A 16,315-nucleotide genomic window follows, 5' to 3' on the forward strand; every position below is an offset into this window, starting at 1 on the left:
AGGTCGGAGGGGTAGGGGATGCTGGCCGCATGACGCACACGACGAACTACGTCAACACGTTCATCGAAGTCAGCGACGACTGCCCAGTCGAGTACGGCGTCGAGCCTCCGATCGCCGAGAACCTCTCGATCGCCGCCCTGCACTACCGGCTGCTCAGCGACGAGCCGTACACGCGCACCTCAGACGACCTGCTGTTCGAGGCGCACGCGCTGCGCAAGGGCATCGACCCGGCTGATGCGGATGCCAGGGCCGAGTTCTTCTCAAAGGGTCAGGCCTGCCTGCGCGCGTCGCCGCTGAGCAAGCGCTACGGCTGGGGCACGCACCACGACGAGCAGGGCCGCGTCGCGATGTTCCCGCGCGACTCCGAGGAGTATGCGGCGCTCGCCGCGGATCCGTCGATCGAGCACAAGCGGGCGATGCGCTCGAGCCGGCGCAGCTGAGCGGAGGGCGGGAGGGCGGCCGGGAGTGCCCGGCCGCGCACCGCGCCGCAGGCCGGCTCCTCAGCCGACCTCGCTGAGCCGGCCCTCGGCATCCAGCTCGAGGGTGAGATCCAGTCCCAGCCGTTCCAGGAACTGATCGTCATGGCTGACGATCAGCACGGCTCCGCGGTAGGCACGCAGTGCCTCGACCAGCTGGTCGACGGTGTCGAGGTCGAGGTTGTTGGTCGGCTCGTCGAGCATGACCAGGTGCGGCGCCGGCTCGGCGAGCAGCACCTTCGCCAGCGCGACCCGGAACCGCTCGCCACCTGAGAGATCGCCGACGGCCCGGTCCATGGTCGCTCCGCGGATCAGGAACCGTGCCAGCCGGTTGCGCAGCTCCCTGTCCGGCACGTGCGGCGCCGCCGCCGCGATGTTCTGCACCACCGAGGCCCGATCGTCGAGCCCGTCGACCCGCTGCGATAGGTACCCGATGCGGTCGGTGTGCGCGTCGGAACTCCGGAGAATCGGCCGGATCTGCGCCGGGACAGCTGATTCCTGGTCAGATCCGCCCCGATCTCCGGAGTTGTCAGCCCCGGATGCCACCAGCCGGCGCAGCAGCGTGGTCTTGCCGACCCCGTTGCGGCCGACCAGGGCCACCCGCTCCGGCCCCTGCACGATCCACGACCGCTCCCCGTCGCCGATGGTGGCGATGCGCCGCGACGCCGACAGCTCGGGATCGGGCAGGTCGATCCTCATGGTGTCGTCATCGCGCACGCGACGACCGGCCGCGTCGAGGGCCTGATGAGCGGCGTCCTCCTTGCCGCGCACCTCGTTGCGCAGCCTGCCGGCCGACACCTGCGCGGCCATCTTGCGGCCGTTCGCGATGATCTTCGGCACGCGCTTCTCATCGAACGCCTTGCGGCCCATCTGCGCACGGGTGGCGAGCTTCGCCTCGGCCTCGATGCGCTGCCGCTTCTCCTTCCGATACGCCTGCGCCGCGTCGCGCTCGGCCTGGCGAGCTGCGCCCTGCTCGGCATCCAGCCACGCTCGCCACTGCGAGTAAGGTCCGCCGAACACGCTCAGCTCGCTGCCGTAGATCTCCGCGGTGTCGTCCATGAGCTCGAGCAGCGACACGTCGTGGCTGACCACGATGAGCGCGCCCTTCCACGTGCGCACCATGTCGGCGAGTCGCAGCCGCGCCTCGCGGTCGAGATTGTTGGTGGGTTCGTCGAGCAGCGTGATCGCGGCACGACGAAGCCGGATGCCCGCGACCGCGACGAGCACGGCCTCGCCGCCCGACAGCTCTCCGACGGTGCGGTCGAGGAACGACGGGTCGAGTCCGGCTTCGGCGAGGGATGCCTCGGCTCGAGCCTCGATGTCCCAGTCGTCGCCAACGGCATCGAAGTGCGCGCGGTCGACGTCGCCCGCGGTGATCGCGCGCACCGCGTCGAGCGGAGCGGCGATCCCGAGCAGGTCGGCGACCCGTCGGTCCGTCTCGAGGGTGAGACGCTGCGGCAGGTGGGCGACCTCGTCGGAGCGCAGGATCTGCCCGGATGCCGGGGTCAGCTCGCCCGCGATCAGGCGCAGCAGCGTCGACTTGCCGGCACCGTTGCGCCCGACGAGCCCGGTGCGACCGGATCCGAACGAGCCGCTGACGGCGTCGAGAGCGATGGAGCCGTCTGGCCAGGCGAAGGAGACCCGGTCGAGCGTGACGGCGGCGGTGGTGAAGATGTTCGGTGATGACATGAGCGACTCCAGGAAGTGGGGTGCGCGGATGCCGACGAAGAGGGCTTCGCGAGAGACGTCGGACGACGTCGGATCGAAGAGCCCGTAGAGGGGCTCGAATTCGGAGCGGGTCCTGCCGGAAGGCGGGTTCGTCGGATCAGCGCGTGGATGAGTTACGCGGAGAGGCGACGAATCAGATCAAGGGACTTCCAGACACGGCGGACAGGACTCTGCGACATTACCCCCGCCTCGCGAAGAAGCGCAACCCGGGCGTGTCGCGCTCACGCGGTCTTCTTCTCGACCGAGTCCTTCCACTGCGACAGGAAGACGTGCACGTCGGTGAGCTCCTGCTCCGAGATGGAGTGGGTGAGTCCCTGGTAGACGCGTCCGGAGAGCTCGGAGTGCGCCGGCAGCCACTGGGCGGTGTGCTCGACCAGGCCGGCCGGAATCACATCGTCGTGTGTTCCGCGTCCCCAGAACACCGGTGGACGCTGCTCCTGCAGCACAGCGTCCTTCGGCAGCTCGCCCACGGCGGCGTACCCGCTCAACGCCACGACCGCGTCGATCCGCGACGGCTGCAGACGCAGCGCCTGCAGCGAGACGGCCGCGCCCTGGGAGAACCCGAGCAGCGCCACCGAGCTCGCGTCGGCCGCAGCCTCGGCGAGCCATGCGAGCTGACCACTCGGGATGCCGTGGTGATGCCCACGGCATCCCGAGTGGTCAGCGAATCGATCGCGTACCACGACCGGCCCGGCATCGGCCAGGGCGGTGTGAGCGGAGCGCCGACGGCCGCGACCGCGATGCCCTCGGGCAGGTAGGGGATCAGCCCGAACAGGTCGCGTTCGTCGGCCCCGTAGCCGTGCAGCAGCACGAGAAGAGGCTTGCCCTCGCGCGGTTCGGGTGACCACAGGGTCACGGACGGATCGATCGAGACTGTCACGAGGCCATCCTGCCAGCCGCCTCGGACGCCGGCGGAATGGATCGCGTCGACGTGCGGTCGATCGCCTCGACGCTGGTAGAAATGAGCCATGGCGGTGCGCACTCCTGATCCCGGCCCCGAGCCCGACGACGACTTCGGCTTCGACGGCGCGCGGCCGGTCGACGCGAACCCGGGCTGGCTCTCCGACATCGAGCTCGAGGAGGCCCGTCGGCGCCTGCCCATGCTGTACGTCGAGGCGGTCCCCGTCATCACCGACGGGTCGGGACAGGTCACCTCGATCGGCGTGCTGCTGCGCTCCACGCCGCTCGGTGAGATCACTCGCACCATCGTGTCCGGTCGCGTGCGGTACGGAGAGACCATCCGCGACGCGCTGTTCCGGCACGTCGAGAACGATCTCGGCCCGATGGCGTTCCCGCTGCTGCCCGCGTCGCCTGCGCCGTTCGCCGTGGCCGAGTACTTCCCGATCCCCGGCGTGAGCGCCTTCCACGACGACCGCCAGCACGCCGTCTCGCTCGCCTTCGTGGTGCCGGTGACCGGTACGTGCGAACCGAGGCAGGATGCCCTCGAGGTCACCTGGTTCTCACCCGAGGAAGCCGCCTCCGATGCGCTCGCGGCGGATCTCGAGGGCGGTCGCGGCACGCTGATCCGCCAGGCCCTCGCTCACCTCGGTCTGCTGCGCTGACCCGCCCGGACGGTCAGGCCGAGGTCAGGCGCGACAGCTCGGCGACGAACGCGTCGACGTCGGACTCCTGGGTGTCGAACGAGCACATCCAGCGCACCTCGTTGCGCGCGGCATCCCAGTCGTAGAAGCGGAACTTCTCGCGCAGACGGTCGGCGACGCCGTCGGGCAGCGTCGCGAACACGCCGTTCGACTGCGTGGGCTGCGTGAAGCCGACGCCCTTGATGCTTCCGTCGGCGATGCCCTGCTCGACCTCGGTGCGCAGCCGCTGAGCCATCGCGTTCGAGTGCCGGGCGTTGCGCAGCCACAGATCCCCCTCGAGCAGGGCGATCAGCTGCGCCGACACGAAGCGCATCTTCGACGACAGCTGCATGTTGAACTTGCGGCTGTACAGCAGGCCGTCGGCGGCATCCGGATTCAGCACCACGATCGCCTCACCGAGCATCGCCCCGTTCTTCGTACCGCCGAAGCTGAGCACGTCGACGCCGGCGTCGGTGGTGAAGGCGCTGAGCGGCACGTCGAGGGCCGCAGCCGCGTTCGAGATGCGTGCGCCGTCGAGGTGCAGCTTCATCCCGCGATCGTGTGCGTGGTCGGCGAGGGCCTTGATCTCGTCGACCGTGTAGAGGGTGCCGAGCTCGGTCGACTGGGTGATCGACACCACCAGCGGCTGCGCGCGGTGCTCGTCGCCCCAGCCCCAGGCCTCGCGGTCGACGAGCTCGGGGGTGAGCTTGCCGTCGTCGGTGGGCACGGTGAGCAGCTTGAAGCCGCCGATGCGCTCGGGGGCACCGCCCTCGTCGACGTTGATGTGCGCCGTGGATGCGGAGATCACCGCGCCCCAGCGCGGAAGCATCGCCTGCAGGCCGGTGACGTTGGCGCCGGTGCCGTTGAAGACGGGGAACGCCCGCGTCCGCTCGCCGAAGTGCGAGCGGAACACCTCCTGCAGACGCTCGGTGTACTGGTCTTCGCCGTACGCGATCTGATGTCCGTCGTTCGCTGCCGCGATCGCCGCCAGCACCTCGGGGTGGATGCCGGAGTAGTTGTCGGATGCGAAGCCGCGGACGGCCGTGTCATGCAGAGTGCTCACCATCCGACTGTAGTCGTAGGCGGATGCACGGGTCCGGGACCCGCACCTGTCGGATGTCGGCGGCCAGGACTACCCTCGATCCGTGACCGCAGCCGCGAAGACGAGGGCGTTCGCGAATGTCCTCGTGAACACGCTGATCGCCAATGTGACGACCAGCTTCCTGTGGTTCGCGCTCACCTTTTGGGTGTACATCGAGACCCGGTCCGTGCTCGCCACCGGCATCATCGGCGGCGCGTACATGCTGCTCATCGCCTTCTTCTCGATGGTGTTCGGCACCATCGTCGATCGCTACCGCAAGCACACCGTGATGCTCGTCTCGAGCGTCGTGTCCGCCGTCGCGTTCGCCGCGGCCGGCGTGCTGTACCTGTGGCAGCCCGAGTCGGCGCTGCTCGACATCGGTCGTCCGTGGTTCTGGGCGTTCGCGCTGATCATCCTGTTGGGCGGGGTCATCGAGCAGCTGCGCAGCATCGCGCTGTCGACCACGGTGACGCTGCTGATCCCCGTGGAGAAGCACGCCAACGCGAACGGTCTGGTCGGCACGGTGCAGGGCATCGCCTTCCTCGTGACGAGCGTGTTCTCGGGGCTGTCGATCGGCTTCCTCGGCATGGGGTGGACGCTGATCATCGCCATCGTCGCGATGGCGGCGACCTTCGTGCACCTGCTGTTCGTGCGCATCCCCGAGCAGACGCCGCAGCGCGATCCCGATGCGCCGAGCGCGCTCGACTTCCGCGGCAGCGTGCGGGCGATCCGCGAGGCGCCGGGGCTGTTCGCGCTGATCGTGTTCTCGACGTTCAACAACCTCATCGGCGGCGTCTACATGGCGTTGATGGATCCATACGGGCTCACGCTGTTCTCGGCACAGATGTGGGGCATCGCGCTGGCGTTCGCATCCACCGGATTCCTCATCGGCGGCGCGCTGGTCGCGAGGTTCGGACTCGGCAGACGCCCCGTGCGCACGATGCTGCTCGTCGTCGCGGGCATGGGCGTGCTCGGCGCCGTGTTCATGCTGCGTGAGTGGTGGCCGCTGTTCGTGGTCGGCATGTGGGTGTACATGATGATGATCCCGCCGGTCGAGGCGGCCGAGCAGACCGTGATCCAGAAGGTCGTCCCGTACACCAGGCAGGGCCGCGTCTTCGGCGTCGCGCAGGCGATGGAAGCCGCCGCTGCGCCGGTGACCGCCTTCCTGATCGCGCCGCTGGCGGAGTTCCTGATCATCCCGTACATGCGTGGCGATGAGGGGCGGATGCGGTGGGGCTGGCTGCTCGGGGAGGGAGAGACGCGCGGCATCGCCCTGATCTGCCTGTTCGCCGGCCTGGTCATGGTGGTCGCGGCGGGGCTGGCGTTCCTCACGCGCTCCTATCGCCGGCTCACCGAGCTGTACGCCCTGGCGCCGGCGCCGGAGCCGGCGCCGATCGATGCCGACGAGCCGACGTGACCGGCGTGCTGAGGCCGCGCACGCTCAGCTCAGCGCGATGACCGTGTCGTTCAGCTCCGCGGCATCGCGATCCCACAGGGCGACGACGGCGCGTGCCAGAGCATCGGGTTGCAGAGCCCCCTCAGCGCGGAAGACGGCGGATGCCGCCCGCAGCTCGGCGCCGGCATCCCGCGCGGCCTTGGCGTAGCCCTGTGCGACGGCCCGCGTCCACGCCTCACTCGCGGCTTTCATCGCCGCGTAGTTCGCTCCGCCGGCGAGCGGTCGGGTGACGACGGTGGACGACACGATCGCGAAGCGACCGGCATCCGACGCTCTGAGTGGCGCGTCGAAGGCGCGGCTCGTGGCGCGCACCGCCTGCAGGGCTGGCAGCAGCGCGTCGAAGTCCTCGTCGCTCTGCCCCGCGAGGCCCCCGCCTCCGCGCCAGCCGCCGACCAGCGGGATCACCGCGTCGACGGTGCCCAGCCGCGCCGCCAGCGCGGTCATCTCGACGAAGGAGGTGGCGTCGGCGATCTCGGTCTGCGCCCCGGCATCCCGCAACGGTGTCAGACGATCCGCCGCGCGACCCGTCGCGATCACCCGCGCTCCGGCGGCGATCAGCGCGGTCGCGGTGGCCAGGCCGGCGTCGCTGGTGGCGCCGGCGAGGACGACGGTGCGGGTCGCGGTCATGGTTCGCTCCTCGGTGCGAGAGGGGGGCGGGAGGCCATCTGCTCCCGCCCCCTCCGATGCGTGTCAGTCGTCGGTGCCGCGGATGCCGACGGTCGACTCGATGACCGGCTTCATCTTCTTGTCGAGCGTCTCGAAGAACATCGACAGCGGGAACTCGTCATCCAGCACGGCGTCGGTGTACCCCTTCGGCGCCCCGGCGAGGATCTCGTCGGGCAGGCCCCGGGCCCACTGCGATGCCGGATGCGGGGTGAGCGTGCCGCGCACGAGCTCGTACGCGGCGAGCCAGTGCGCCACCTTCGGACGGTCGATCGAGTGCCAGTACAGGTCGTCGATCGCGTCTCCCAGGGCGACCACCGCGTCGGGCACGTTGTCCCAGTCGAAGGCGAGAGCGGTGTCGGTCCAGTGCAGCACGCCGCGCTGGTGCAGCCAGGCGAACAGCAGCTGCCCGCCGACCGCGTCGTAGTTGCGCACCCGGGTGCCGGTGATCGCGAAGCGGAAGATGCGGTCGAAGATGACCGCGTACTGCACGAGGTGCGCGTAGTCGTGCATCTCCTGCTCGGTCTCGGTGAGGGTCTCGCCGGCCGCGACGCGGGCGTCGAACGCGCGCTCGATCTGCACCGACTCGCGGAAGGCGGTCATGTCGCAGCGCATCTCCTCGAGCGAGTAGAGGAAGAACGGCATGCGCTGCTTGATCATGAACGGGTCGAACGGCAGGTCGCCGCGCATGTGGGTGCGGTCGTGGATGATGTCCCACATCACGAACGTCTTCTCGGTCATCTGCTGGTCGTCGAGCATCGCCTTCGCGCGCTCGGGCAGATCGAGGTTGGTGATCTCCGATGCCGCGCGCACGACCCGGCGGTAGCGCGCCGCCTCCCGATCCTGGAAGATCGCGCCCCACGTGAACGAGGGGATCTCGCGCATGGCGACGGTCTCGGGGAAGAGCACCGCGGAGTTGGTGTCGTAGCCGGGGGTGAAGTCGATCAGGCGCAGCGAGACGAACAGCTTGTTGCCGTAATCGCCGGCCTCGAGCTCGGCGATGAACTCGGGCCAGATGGTCTCGACGATCAGCGCCTCGACCAGACGGTCGCTCGAGCCGTTCTGCGTGTACATCGGGAAGACGACGAGGTGACGGATGCCGTCGACGCGGTGCTGCTGGGGCTGGAACGCCATCAGCGAGTCGAGGAAGTCGGGCACGCCGAAGCCGTCGTCGGCCCAGCGCTCGAAGTCGACGACAAGGGCGTCGAGGTAGGCCGCGTCGTGCGGGAAGGCGGGGGCGAGAGCCCGGATGCCCGCGACGATCGACGCCACGTGACCGGCCGCAGCGTCGCGGTCGTCGGGGTTCGGGATGGAGCCGTCCTTGATCTGCAGCGGACGGATCGCGATCGCGGCGTCCTTGAGCAGCGCCCACGCTGCGCTGTGCTCGGCGGTGGAGGCGTCCTCGACGCGCTCAGCGCGGCGCTCGGGCTCGCCGATGAGGCTCTGAGTGGCGCTGGTGACGATGGACATCGAACCCTCCGATCGGGTGACAGGCCGGAAAATTTCCGGCGATAGACATGTTTCACCTCTATTATTCCACCTATGGATGACTCTGTCGATCATGCGCTCCTCGCCGCCATATCCCGCGACGGGCGAGCAACCCTCGCGCAGCTCTCCGCGACCGTCGGCCTGTCCACCTCCGCCGTGCAGTCGAGGCTGAAGCGACTCGAGTCGCGCGGAGTGATCGTCGGCTATCAGGCGGTGCTCGATCCCGAGCAGGTGGGGGCGCCCCTGTCGGCGTTCATCGAGATCACGCCCCTCGACCCGGCCCAGCCCGACAACGCCCCCGAGCTGCTCGAGCATCTCAGTGCGATCGAGGCGTGCCATTCGATCGCGGGCGACGCCGCCTACATGCTCTTCGTGCGCGTCGCGTCACCGCGTGCCCTCGAGCAGCTCGTGCGTGACATCAGGAGCGCGGCGAACGTCCGCACCCGGACGACCGTCGTGCTGCAGACCTTCTACGAGCGCCGGCCGATCGTCACCACCGCCTGAGCGAGGCGGCAGCGCGCAGAGACGCGAACAGTAGGATCTCTGCCGTGGCAGGTTCCTCCAAGAAGACCAAGAAGCGCGCTCCGCAGCGGCGTCGCAGCACCGGCAACCCGGCGAAGCGTCCCGTGCTCGCCCTCGAGCCGGTGACCGCTCGGGACTGGATCGGCGCCGCGCGCCTGCGCACCCTGCCGCTCGCGATCGCCCCGGTGGTGCTCGGCACGGGTGCGGCGCAGACCGTCGACCACCTCTTCCACTGGGCCATCGCGCTCGCCTGCCTCGCCGTCGCCGTGCTGCTGCAGATCGGCGTCAACTTCGCGAACGACTACAGCGACGGCATCCGCGGTACCGACGCGGAGCGCATCGGCCCCGCCCGCCTGACCGCCTCGGGTCGCGTCCCGGCCAAACGGGTGCTGCTGGTCGCCCTCGTCTTCTTCGCGCTCGCCGCCGTGGCGGGGCTTGCCGTGATCGTCCGATCCCAGCAGTGGTGGATGCTCGCGGTGGGCGCGCTCTGCATCGTCGCCGCCTGGTTCTACACCGGGGGCAAGCGCCCCTACGGCTACAACGCGATGGGTGAACTGTTCGTCTTCGTGTTCTTCGGGCTGGTCGCAACGCTCGGCACGACGTGGGTGCAGGTGCAGTACCTGCCGACCGTCGCCTGGGTCGTCGCGGTCGCCGCCGGACTGTTCGCGTGCGCCGTGCTGCTCGCCAACAACCTGCGCGACATCGATCAGGATCGAGCTGTCGGCAAGCGCACCCTGTCGGTGCTGATCGGCAGGCGCGCCACGCAGGTGCTGTTCACCCTGTTCGTGCTGATCCCGTTCGTGCTGGCCGCGTGGATCGCGCTGCTCTATCCGATCGCCTGGCTGGCGATGCTCGCGCTGCTCTCCGGGCTGGTGGCGATCGTGATCGTCTGGTTCCACCGCGACCCGCGCGAACTCGTCGCCGCGCTCGGACTCACATCGCTCACGGCGCTCGCCTACGCGGGGGTCGTCTACTGGGCACTGGTCGGCTGACGCCGGACGGACGGCACGGCCGGTGATCCGGCATCCGCCAGGTCCTCGCCCACGTCAGGCGCCGGAGGCCGAGTCCTCCGCGTCTTCGTCGCTCTGACTCCGGTCCTGATCGCGGTTGCGCTTGGCGTAGATCTCTCGGGATGCCCGCGACAGCGGCGCCCGCAGGAACAGCAGCGAGATGCTCATGCCGATCAGCGCCGCGAACAGCGCCGCGAGCCACCAGTACTCGCGGAAGACGGGGAACAGCCACAGGATCCCCAGCGGCACGATGAACGCGAGCAGCCGCAGCACGGTGTACACGAGGAGAGGTGGCAACTTCACGCCGTCAGTCTACGAGCGGGGTCTAGGCACCCGCTGTACGGCGACCGGCCGAACCCGCGCGCTCTGGGAGATCTACACTGGGAGTATGGCTCGTCTCCTGATCGTCGGCGGTTTTCTGGCTGTCATCTTCTGGGTGTTCAGCATCGTCGACGTGGCGGCGCAGCCCGCCGACCGGCATCGCGGAGTGTCGAAGGGCACCTGGATCCTGATCGTCGTGCTGCTGCCGGTCATCGGCGGCATCCTCTGGTTCTGGATCGGGCGGCGTCGTCGCGGAGAACGGGTCAGCGATTTCGTGATGGGCCCCGACGACGATCCGGTGGCTCTGCAGCACATGAGCACGGCCGAGCAGGATGCCCGCATCCGTCAGCTGGAAGAGGAGCTCGCGCGCCTCGACGATGAAACCGACGGCACGGATCCGCGCTCGTGACGGCCTCGCCGGCGAGCGACGCGGCGGCTGATCTGATCGCCGAGCTCATCGCGCACGGTGTGCGCGACCTGGTGCTCTCACCCGGCTCGCGCTCCCAGGCCCTCGCCCTCGCGGCGACCGCGCTCGCCCGGAGCGGGGCACTGCGCGTGCATGTGCGCATCGACGAGCGGGCGGCCGGATTCACGGCCCTCGGGCTGGCGCGCGAGACAGGTGCTCCGGCGGCCGTGGTCTGCACGTCGGGCACGGCAGCGGGCAATCTGCTGCCGGCGACCATGGAGGCCTTCCACTCCGGGGTGCCTCTGCTGCTGCTGACCGCCGACCGCCCGCCTGAGCTGCGGGGCGTCGGCGCGAACCAGGCGACCATCCAGCCGGGGATCTTCGGCCCGTTCGTGCGCCTGCACATCGATGCCGCCGTGCCCGGACACGCCCGCGGAGGGAGAGCCGCTCTGCCCTCGCCGACGGCATGGTCTGGGCTCGGCGAGCGAGCCGTGCGCGCAGCGCTCGGTCTCGAGGGTGACGGCCTGGCAGGAGTCCACGGCCCCGTGCACCTGAACCTGCCCAGTCGCGAGCCGCTCTCCGCGGCCGCCGACGTCGCAGCGACACCCGGTGAGATGCCGACCCCGGGCGCTGTCGAGCCGGTGCTGCTGTCGCGCGGGCCCCGAACGGTGGTCGTCGCGGGGGCGGACGCCGGGCCGGATGCCGAGGAGCTGTCGCACGCGGGAGGCTGGCCCCTCATCGCGGAGATCGTCAGCGGGTCGCGCTTCGGCCGCCTGCTCGTGCACGGGTATCGAGAGCTGCTGCGAGACGAGACGCTCGGGGGCCGCATCCAGCGGGTCGTGGTGTTCGGGCATCCCACCCTCAGCCGCGAGGTCACCGCGCTGCTCGCGCGACCCGACGTCGAGGTGGTCGCCGTGCGTCGAGGCGGCGAAGCGCTGAACCTGAACGGGCGCACGCGCGCCGCGTCGGCGCTGGCCGTCGAGCCAGGCGTCGCGGATCGCGCCTGGCTGGGGGAGTGGATGACGGCCTCGCAGACACGGGTGGTCGACCTGAGCGCCCCGGCACCCGATCAGAAGGGCCTGTACTCCGACCACAGCGCCGAACGCCTCGACGCGGTGCGCGCCGAGCTCGATGCGGTGCGCAAGCGCGTCGACCGGCAGATCCTGGTGGATGCCGTCTGGCGCGCCACCTGGCCGCACGATCGGCTCGTGTTCGGGTCGTCGCGTCTCGTGCGCGTGGCGGATCAGGTGCTCGGCGGCAAGAAGGTTCCGGTGCACGCGAACCGGGGGCTGGCGGGCATCGACGGCACGGTCGCGACGAGCATCGGCATCGCCCTGGCCAGCCAGGCCGATGGGGCACCGGGCGTGACCCGGGTGCTGCTCGGCGACCTCGCCTTCCTGCACGATGTCGGCGCGCTGCTGCTGCCGGGCGACGAGCCGGCGCCGCGCATCCAGGTGATCGTCGGCAACGACGGGGGCGGCACGATCTTCGACGGGCTCGAGGTCGCCGCATCCGCAGCGCAGGACGACCTCGATCGTGCGTTCTACACGCCGCACCGGGTGCAGCTGGCCGAGCTCGCGGCCGCCTACGGGTGGCAGTACGAGCGGGTGACGACGCGCTCCGCGCTCGATCAGACGCTGACCTCCGCCATCACAGGACCGCAGATCATCGAGGTGCCGCTCGAGCGCTGAGCCCGACGGCTGCGGCGCGGACCGCGCCGGCCAGTGCCTGGTCAGTCCAGGCGCTGCGCGATCTCGCCCAGGTCGGCGCTCGCGAAGCGCTCGTCGGAAGCGTCCGCGCCGGCCGCCTCGATCTCGTACAGGTCGCTCTTCTGCGGAGCGACCGCCTGGGCCTCCACCGGCTGCGTCTCGGTGAGCACGTCGTCGAGCCCCTGCAGGGCGCTGAAGCGGCGGGCCTGCGTGACGACGTTGCGGTCGAGGGACCCGGCGAACCGGTTGTACGCGTCGACTGTCGAGTTGAGACTGCGGCCCAGCTTCGCCAGATGCTGACCGAGGGTGCCGAGCCGCTTGTGCAGCTCTTTGCCCACCGTGAAGATCTGCTGCGCCTCCTGGGCCAGCTGGTCCTGCCGCCACGCGTGCCCCACGGTGCGCAGCAGGGCGATGAGCGTCGACGGCGTCGCGATCACGACGTTCCGCTCGAAGGCGTACTCGTAGAGCGTGGCGTCCTGATCGAGGGCGGCAGCCAGGAACGGCTCGGCGGGCACGAACATCACGACGAACTCGGGAGACCCGGCCACGACATCCCAGTACTGCTTGGTGCTCAGGTCGTCGATGTGTTTGCGCAGATGACGCGCGTGGGCCTGCAGGCGCTGTGTGCGGACGGTGTCGTCGGTGGCCTCCATCGCCTCGAGATACCCGCTGAACGCGACCTTCGAGTCGACGACGACGCGCTTGTCGCCGGCAAGGTGCACCACGAGGTCGGGGCGCAGGGCACCGTCGTCGGTCGAATGGTGCAGCTGCTCGTCGAAGTCGACGTGGTTCACCATGCCCGAGGCCTCGACCACGCGTCGCAGCTGCAGCTCGCCCCAGCGGCCTCGCACCTGCGGCGCGCGCAGCGCGTTGACGAGATTGCGGGTCTCGGAGCCGAGCGTCTCCGACGACTGGCGCATCATCTGCAGCTGCTCGGCGAGCGCGGCGTGCGCCTCCAGCCGTGTCTTCTCGGCGGTCGTCATCTCCGACTTCACGGTGTCGAGCGTCTTCTGGATCGGCTCGATGAGCTGCTGCACGGCATCCTGTCGCTTCTGCAGCTCAGCGGCACCTTCGCTCTGGCTGCGCTTGAGCCGCTCCTCGGCCTGCTGCAGGAACGCCTTCGTGTTGGCCTCCAGCGCCCTGCGGCTGAGCGCGTCGAACTCGTCGGCGAGGCGCTTCTGATCGGCTTTCAGCTCGTCAAGGCGCTCCGCCGCGCGTCGACGCTCCGCGAGCACGTCCGCGTCGGCTTCGTCGCGCACCTCGGCCAGGCGACGGGCGTGCTCGGCACGCTCGTGCGCGAGCCGCTCCTGCGCCTCGCGTCGGGCATCCGCCAGCGCGGTCTCAGCCAGCTCCCTGCCCTCGGCCACGCGACGGTCGGCCAGCGCCCGCTCGTCCTGCACCCGGGCGGCGGTCTCGGCGCGCAGCGCCTCGGCCTCCCGCTCGAGGGCGGCGACGCGCAGCACCGCCGCAGCGGCCTCGGCACGCTGGTCGGCATCGGCCGACCGGCCGCGCTGAGCGCCGACCGCGAATCCGAGCGCTCCGGCGAGGGCGGCGGCGATCACCGCGATGACGACGACGAGAACGGTGTCCATGCATCCGATTGTGAACCAGGGCGCCGACATTCCCGTTCCAGGGGCATGATGTGTGCATGGCGACGCACACGTGGACGACCGAACCGGCAGAGCTGCTCAGAGTGCGAGAGGGATTCTCGCTCGCCGACGTCGACGCCGACGCGCACCCCGGCTTCGACGGTGACAAGAGCAGCGGCACCGCGCTGCTCGAGGAACGCGAGCAGCGACTCGACGAGCTGCAGGAGCGCCTGTTCGCAGCCAGCCGCGTGGGCGACGGGCACGACGCGGTGCTTCTCGTGCTGCAGGCGATGGACACCGCCGGCAAGGGCGGGATCGTGCGTCACGTCGTCGGCGGAGTCGATCCACAGGGCGTCGACTTCGCGGCGTTCAAGGCGCCCACCGAGCAGGAGCTCGCGCACGACTTCCTGTGGCGCGTCGAGAAGCGGCTGCCGCGGCCGGGGATGATCGGCGTCTTCGACCGCTCGCACTACGAGGACGTGCTGATCGGTCGCGTGCGCGCTCTGGCCGACGAGTCCGAGATCGAGCGCCGGTACGACGCGATCATCGATTTCGAACGCCGCGTCGCGGCATCCGGAACCCGCATCGTCAAGGTCATGCTGCACATCTCGCGCGACGAGCAGAAGGAGCGGCTGATGGAGCGGCTGGAACGCCACGACAAGCACTGGAAGTACAACCCCGGAGACGTCGACGAGCGGATGCTCTGGGACGACTACATGGACGCCTATCAGACCGCGTTCGACCGCACCTCGACACCGGAGGCGCCGTGGTACGTCGTGCCCGCGGACCGCAAGTGGTACGCGCGCCTCGCGGTGCAGGAGCTGCTCATCGACGCACTGGAGGACATCGACCCGCAGTGGCCGCTCGCCGACTACGACGTCGAGGCGGAGAAGAAGCGACTCGCCGCCAGCTGAGCCGGAGGCTCAGGCCTGGGGCTTGCGGGCGCGGTGCAGGGCGACGATGCCGAACGACAGGTTGCGGTACTCGACATCCGTCCAGCCCGCCTCGCGGATCCATCCCGCCAGGGTGCGCTGGTCGGGCCAGTCGCGGATCGACTCGTTCAGGTAGTCGTAGGCGTCGCCGTTGGTGCCGGCCAGACGTGCGATGCGCGGCAGGACCTGCGCGTTGTAGAAGCGGTAGAACCCGCGGAAGAAGCGCCCGGGAGGGGTCGAGAACTCGTTGATCACCATGCGGCCGCCGGGTTTCGTGACGCGCAGCAGCTCGCGCAGCGCCTTCTTCGGCTCCTGCACGTTGCGCAGGCCGTACGACATGGTGACCGCGTCGAACTCCTCGTCGCCGAAGGGCAGGTCCGTGGCATCCGCCTCGATGAAGGTGATGTTGTGCAGGTGCCCGTGCCTGCGGCGGCCCTCGGCCAGCATCCCCGGGGAGAAGTCGGCGGCGACGACCTGCGCTCCGCCGGCGGCGAGGGAGGCGGAGGAGGATGCCGTGCCGGCGGCCAGATCGAGGATCCGTTCCCCGCGCCTCGGCGCGACCGCACGCGTCGTCGCCGCCCGCCACAGGGCGTCGTTGCCGAGGGTCATGACGGTGTTCGTGCGGTCGTACCCCTTCGCGACCTGGTCGAACATGCCGCTGACACGGGAGGGGTTCTTGCCGAGATCGGCGCGGTTCGGCTGCATGCTTCGATCCTAAAGCGCGCACTCGCCCATAGACTCGCCGCGTGATCGCGAACCGCCCCGCACCCGGCACGCCGATGGCCATGACCTGGCGCAAGTGGGACGGGTCGCCGCACTGGAACAACCACGTCGTCTACCTGGGGGCCGACGGGTGGGGCGACTGGGTCGGCCAGCCGGTCGGCTGGCGCAGCCACCGGCCCGGTGCCGACTTCGTCGCCGAGTCGCCCAACGTCACGCTCGTGCCGCGCGACCACACCGACTTCGCGCTCACCGTGCACCGCGGGCACCCGCGCGGCCTGCGTGTCTACATCGACCTCGCGTGGGACCTGCGCTGGACAGACGACCCGCGGGTGTCGACCGCGATCGACATGGATCTCGACGTCGTGCGGCGCCTGAACGAGCAGGGCACCTACGTCGACGACCGCGACGAGTGGGCCGAGCACAGCATCCGCTACGGATACCCGGCCGAGGTCATCGACCACCTCGAGGGTCGCGCCCTCGAACTGGAGCGGCAGGTGCGCGCGCAGCTGGCTCCCTTCGACGACGCCACCGCCGACCCGTGGCTCGACCGCCTCATCGCCCTCGGCCTCGACCGCTGACCCCCGCATCCCGTGACGAAACGGGGAATGTGACGCCCGCCGCGCCGATCCCG

The 16,315-nt window shown here is 70.0% G+C and carries 16 protein-coding genes and 1 pseudogene; 9 read left to right on the top strand and 8 right to left on the bottom strand.

Translation table 11 applies throughout. The features are described from left to right. Nucleotides 1-29: 29 nt before the first annotated feature. On the top strand, nucleotides 30-440 hold the full coding sequence (locus H9633_RS08200) for a DUF6157 family protein (RefSeq protein ID WP_191712755.1): 411 nt from the start codon (nucleotides 30-32) through the stop codon (nucleotides 438-440). A gap of 60 nt (nucleotides 441-500) precedes the next feature. Here H9633_RS08200 and H9633_RS08205 read toward each other — a convergent pair whose 3' ends face one another. Continuing rightward, nucleotides 501-2,165, bottom strand: coding sequence for an ABC-F family ATP-binding cassette domain-containing protein (locus H9633_RS08205; RefSeq protein ID WP_191712756.1), 1,665 nt, complete (start codon nucleotides 2,163-2,165; stop codon nucleotides 501-503). Between the two features lie 260 nt (nucleotides 2,166-2,425). Further along, nucleotides 2,426-3,084 (bottom strand): annotated as a pseudogene (locus tag H9633_RS08210) (alpha/beta hydrolase). An 88-nt stretch (nucleotides 3,085-3,172) separates the two neighbouring features. On the opposite strand from H9633_RS08210, the gene H9633_RS08215 reads away from it, so the two are divergent. After that, nucleotides 3,173-3,766 carry an NUDIX hydrolase family protein gene (locus tag H9633_RS08215; RefSeq protein WP_071641561.1) on the top strand — a complete coding sequence of 198 codons (594 nt, stop codon included), beginning with the start codon at nucleotides 3,173-3,175 and terminating at the stop codon, nucleotides 3,764-3,766. 13 nt (nucleotides 3,767-3,779) lie between these two features. Here the strand turns inward: H9633_RS08215 and H9633_RS08220 are convergent, their stop codons facing one another. After that, nucleotides 3,780-4,847, bottom strand: a complete 1,068-nt coding sequence (locus H9633_RS08220) for a threonine aldolase family protein (protein WP_191712757.1) — start codon at nucleotides 4,845-4,847, stop codon at nucleotides 3,780-3,782. 82 nt (nucleotides 4,848-4,929) lie between these two features. Here H9633_RS08220 and H9633_RS08225 point away from each other — a divergent pair, with 82 nt between their 5' ends. Then, the gene (locus H9633_RS08225; RefSeq protein WP_191712758.1) at nucleotides 4,930-6,282 is read left to right on the top strand and encodes an MFS transporter; all 1,353 of its coding nucleotides are present in this window, start codon (nucleotides 4,930-4,932) and stop codon (nucleotides 6,280-6,282) included. A 24-nt stretch (nucleotides 6,283-6,306) separates the two neighbouring features. Here the strand turns inward: H9633_RS08225 and H9633_RS08230 are convergent, their stop codons facing one another. Together H9633_RS08230 and H9633_RS08235 are read right to left on the bottom strand one after the other, a co-directional pair. Then, the gene (locus H9633_RS08230; RefSeq protein ID WP_071641557.1) at nucleotides 6,307-6,948 is read right to left on the bottom strand and encodes an SDR family NAD(P)-dependent oxidoreductase; all 642 of its coding nucleotides are present in this window, start codon (nucleotides 6,946-6,948) and stop codon (nucleotides 6,307-6,309) included. 63 nt (nucleotides 6,949-7,011) lie between these two features. After that, a complete protein-coding gene (locus H9633_RS08235) occupies nucleotides 7,012-8,454 on the bottom strand; it encodes a DUF6421 family protein (RefSeq protein WP_071641555.1) in 1,443 nt (480 codons plus the stop codon). 72 nt (nucleotides 8,455-8,526) lie between these two features. Here H9633_RS08235 and H9633_RS08240 point away from each other — a divergent pair, with 72 nt between their 5' ends. Both H9633_RS08240 and H9633_RS08245 read left to right on the top strand, forming a co-directional pair. Beyond that, on the top strand, nucleotides 8,527-8,976 hold the full coding sequence (locus H9633_RS08240; RefSeq protein WP_191712759.1) for an Lrp/AsnC family transcriptional regulator: 450 nt from the start codon (nucleotides 8,527-8,529) through the stop codon (nucleotides 8,974-8,976). A gap of 44 nt (nucleotides 8,977-9,020) precedes the next feature. Beyond that, nucleotides 9,021-9,986 (top strand): 1,4-dihydroxy-2-naphthoate polyprenyltransferase, encoded by a 966-nt coding sequence (locus H9633_RS08245; RefSeq protein WP_071641551.1) that lies wholly within the window; start codon nucleotides 9,021-9,023, stop codon nucleotides 9,984-9,986. Nucleotides 9,987-10,040: 54 nt separating this feature from the next. On the opposite strand, the gene H9633_RS08250 is transcribed toward H9633_RS08245, so the two are convergent. Continuing rightward, nucleotides 10,041-10,307 (bottom strand): DUF4229 domain-containing protein, encoded by a 267-nt coding sequence (locus tag H9633_RS08250; RefSeq protein ID WP_071641549.1) that lies wholly within the window; start codon nucleotides 10,305-10,307, stop codon nucleotides 10,041-10,043. A gap of 85 nt (nucleotides 10,308-10,392) precedes the next feature. Here H9633_RS08250 and H9633_RS08255 point away from each other — a divergent pair, with 85 nt between their 5' ends. Further along, nucleotides 10,393-10,734, top strand: coding sequence for a PLD nuclease N-terminal domain-containing protein (locus H9633_RS08255; RefSeq protein ID WP_071641546.1), 342 nt, complete (start codon nucleotides 10,393-10,395; stop codon nucleotides 10,732-10,734). Further along, nucleotides 10,731-12,422, top strand: a complete 1,692-nt coding sequence (gene menD / locus H9633_RS08260; protein ID WP_191712760.1) for a 2-succinyl-5-enolpyruvyl-6-hydroxy-3-cyclohexene-1-carboxylic-acid synthase — start codon at nucleotides 10,731-10,733, stop codon at nucleotides 12,420-12,422. Before H9633_RS08255 ends, menD begins: the two co-directional genes overlap by 4 nt. A gap of 41 nt (nucleotides 12,423-12,463) precedes the next feature. Here the strand turns inward: menD and rmuC are convergent, their stop codons facing one another. Beyond that, nucleotides 12,464-14,032 (bottom strand): DNA recombination protein RmuC, encoded by a 1,569-nt coding sequence (gene rmuC / locus H9633_RS08265; protein ID WP_191712761.1) that lies wholly within the window; start codon nucleotides 14,030-14,032, stop codon nucleotides 12,464-12,466. Nucleotides 14,033-14,088: 56 nt separating this feature from the next. Here rmuC and H9633_RS08270 point away from each other — a divergent pair, with 56 nt between their 5' ends. Beyond that, nucleotides 14,089-14,943, top strand: coding sequence for a polyphosphate kinase 2 family protein (locus H9633_RS08270; protein ID WP_191712762.1), 855 nt, complete (start codon nucleotides 14,089-14,091; stop codon nucleotides 14,941-14,943). Nucleotides 14,944-14,952: 9 nt separating this feature from the next. On the opposite strand, the gene H9633_RS08275 is transcribed toward H9633_RS08270, so the two are convergent. Further along, entirely contained in the window at nucleotides 14,953-15,666 is a 714-nt protein-coding gene (locus H9633_RS08275; RefSeq protein ID WP_071640324.1) for a class I SAM-dependent methyltransferase, read from the bottom strand. Between the two features lie 41 nt (nucleotides 15,667-15,707). Here H9633_RS08275 and H9633_RS08280 point away from each other — a divergent pair, with 41 nt between their 5' ends. Beyond that, nucleotides 15,708-16,262 (top strand): DUF402 domain-containing protein, encoded by a 555-nt coding sequence (locus H9633_RS08280; protein ID WP_191712763.1) that lies wholly within the window; start codon nucleotides 15,708-15,710, stop codon nucleotides 16,260-16,262. The last annotated feature ends 53 nt before the right edge of the window (nucleotides 16,263-16,315 follow it).

This window comes from Microbacterium commune (assembly GCF_014836945.1).
GTDB classification, from domain to species: domain Bacteria; phylum Actinomycetota; class Actinomycetes; order Actinomycetales; family Microbacteriaceae; genus Microbacterium; species Microbacterium commune.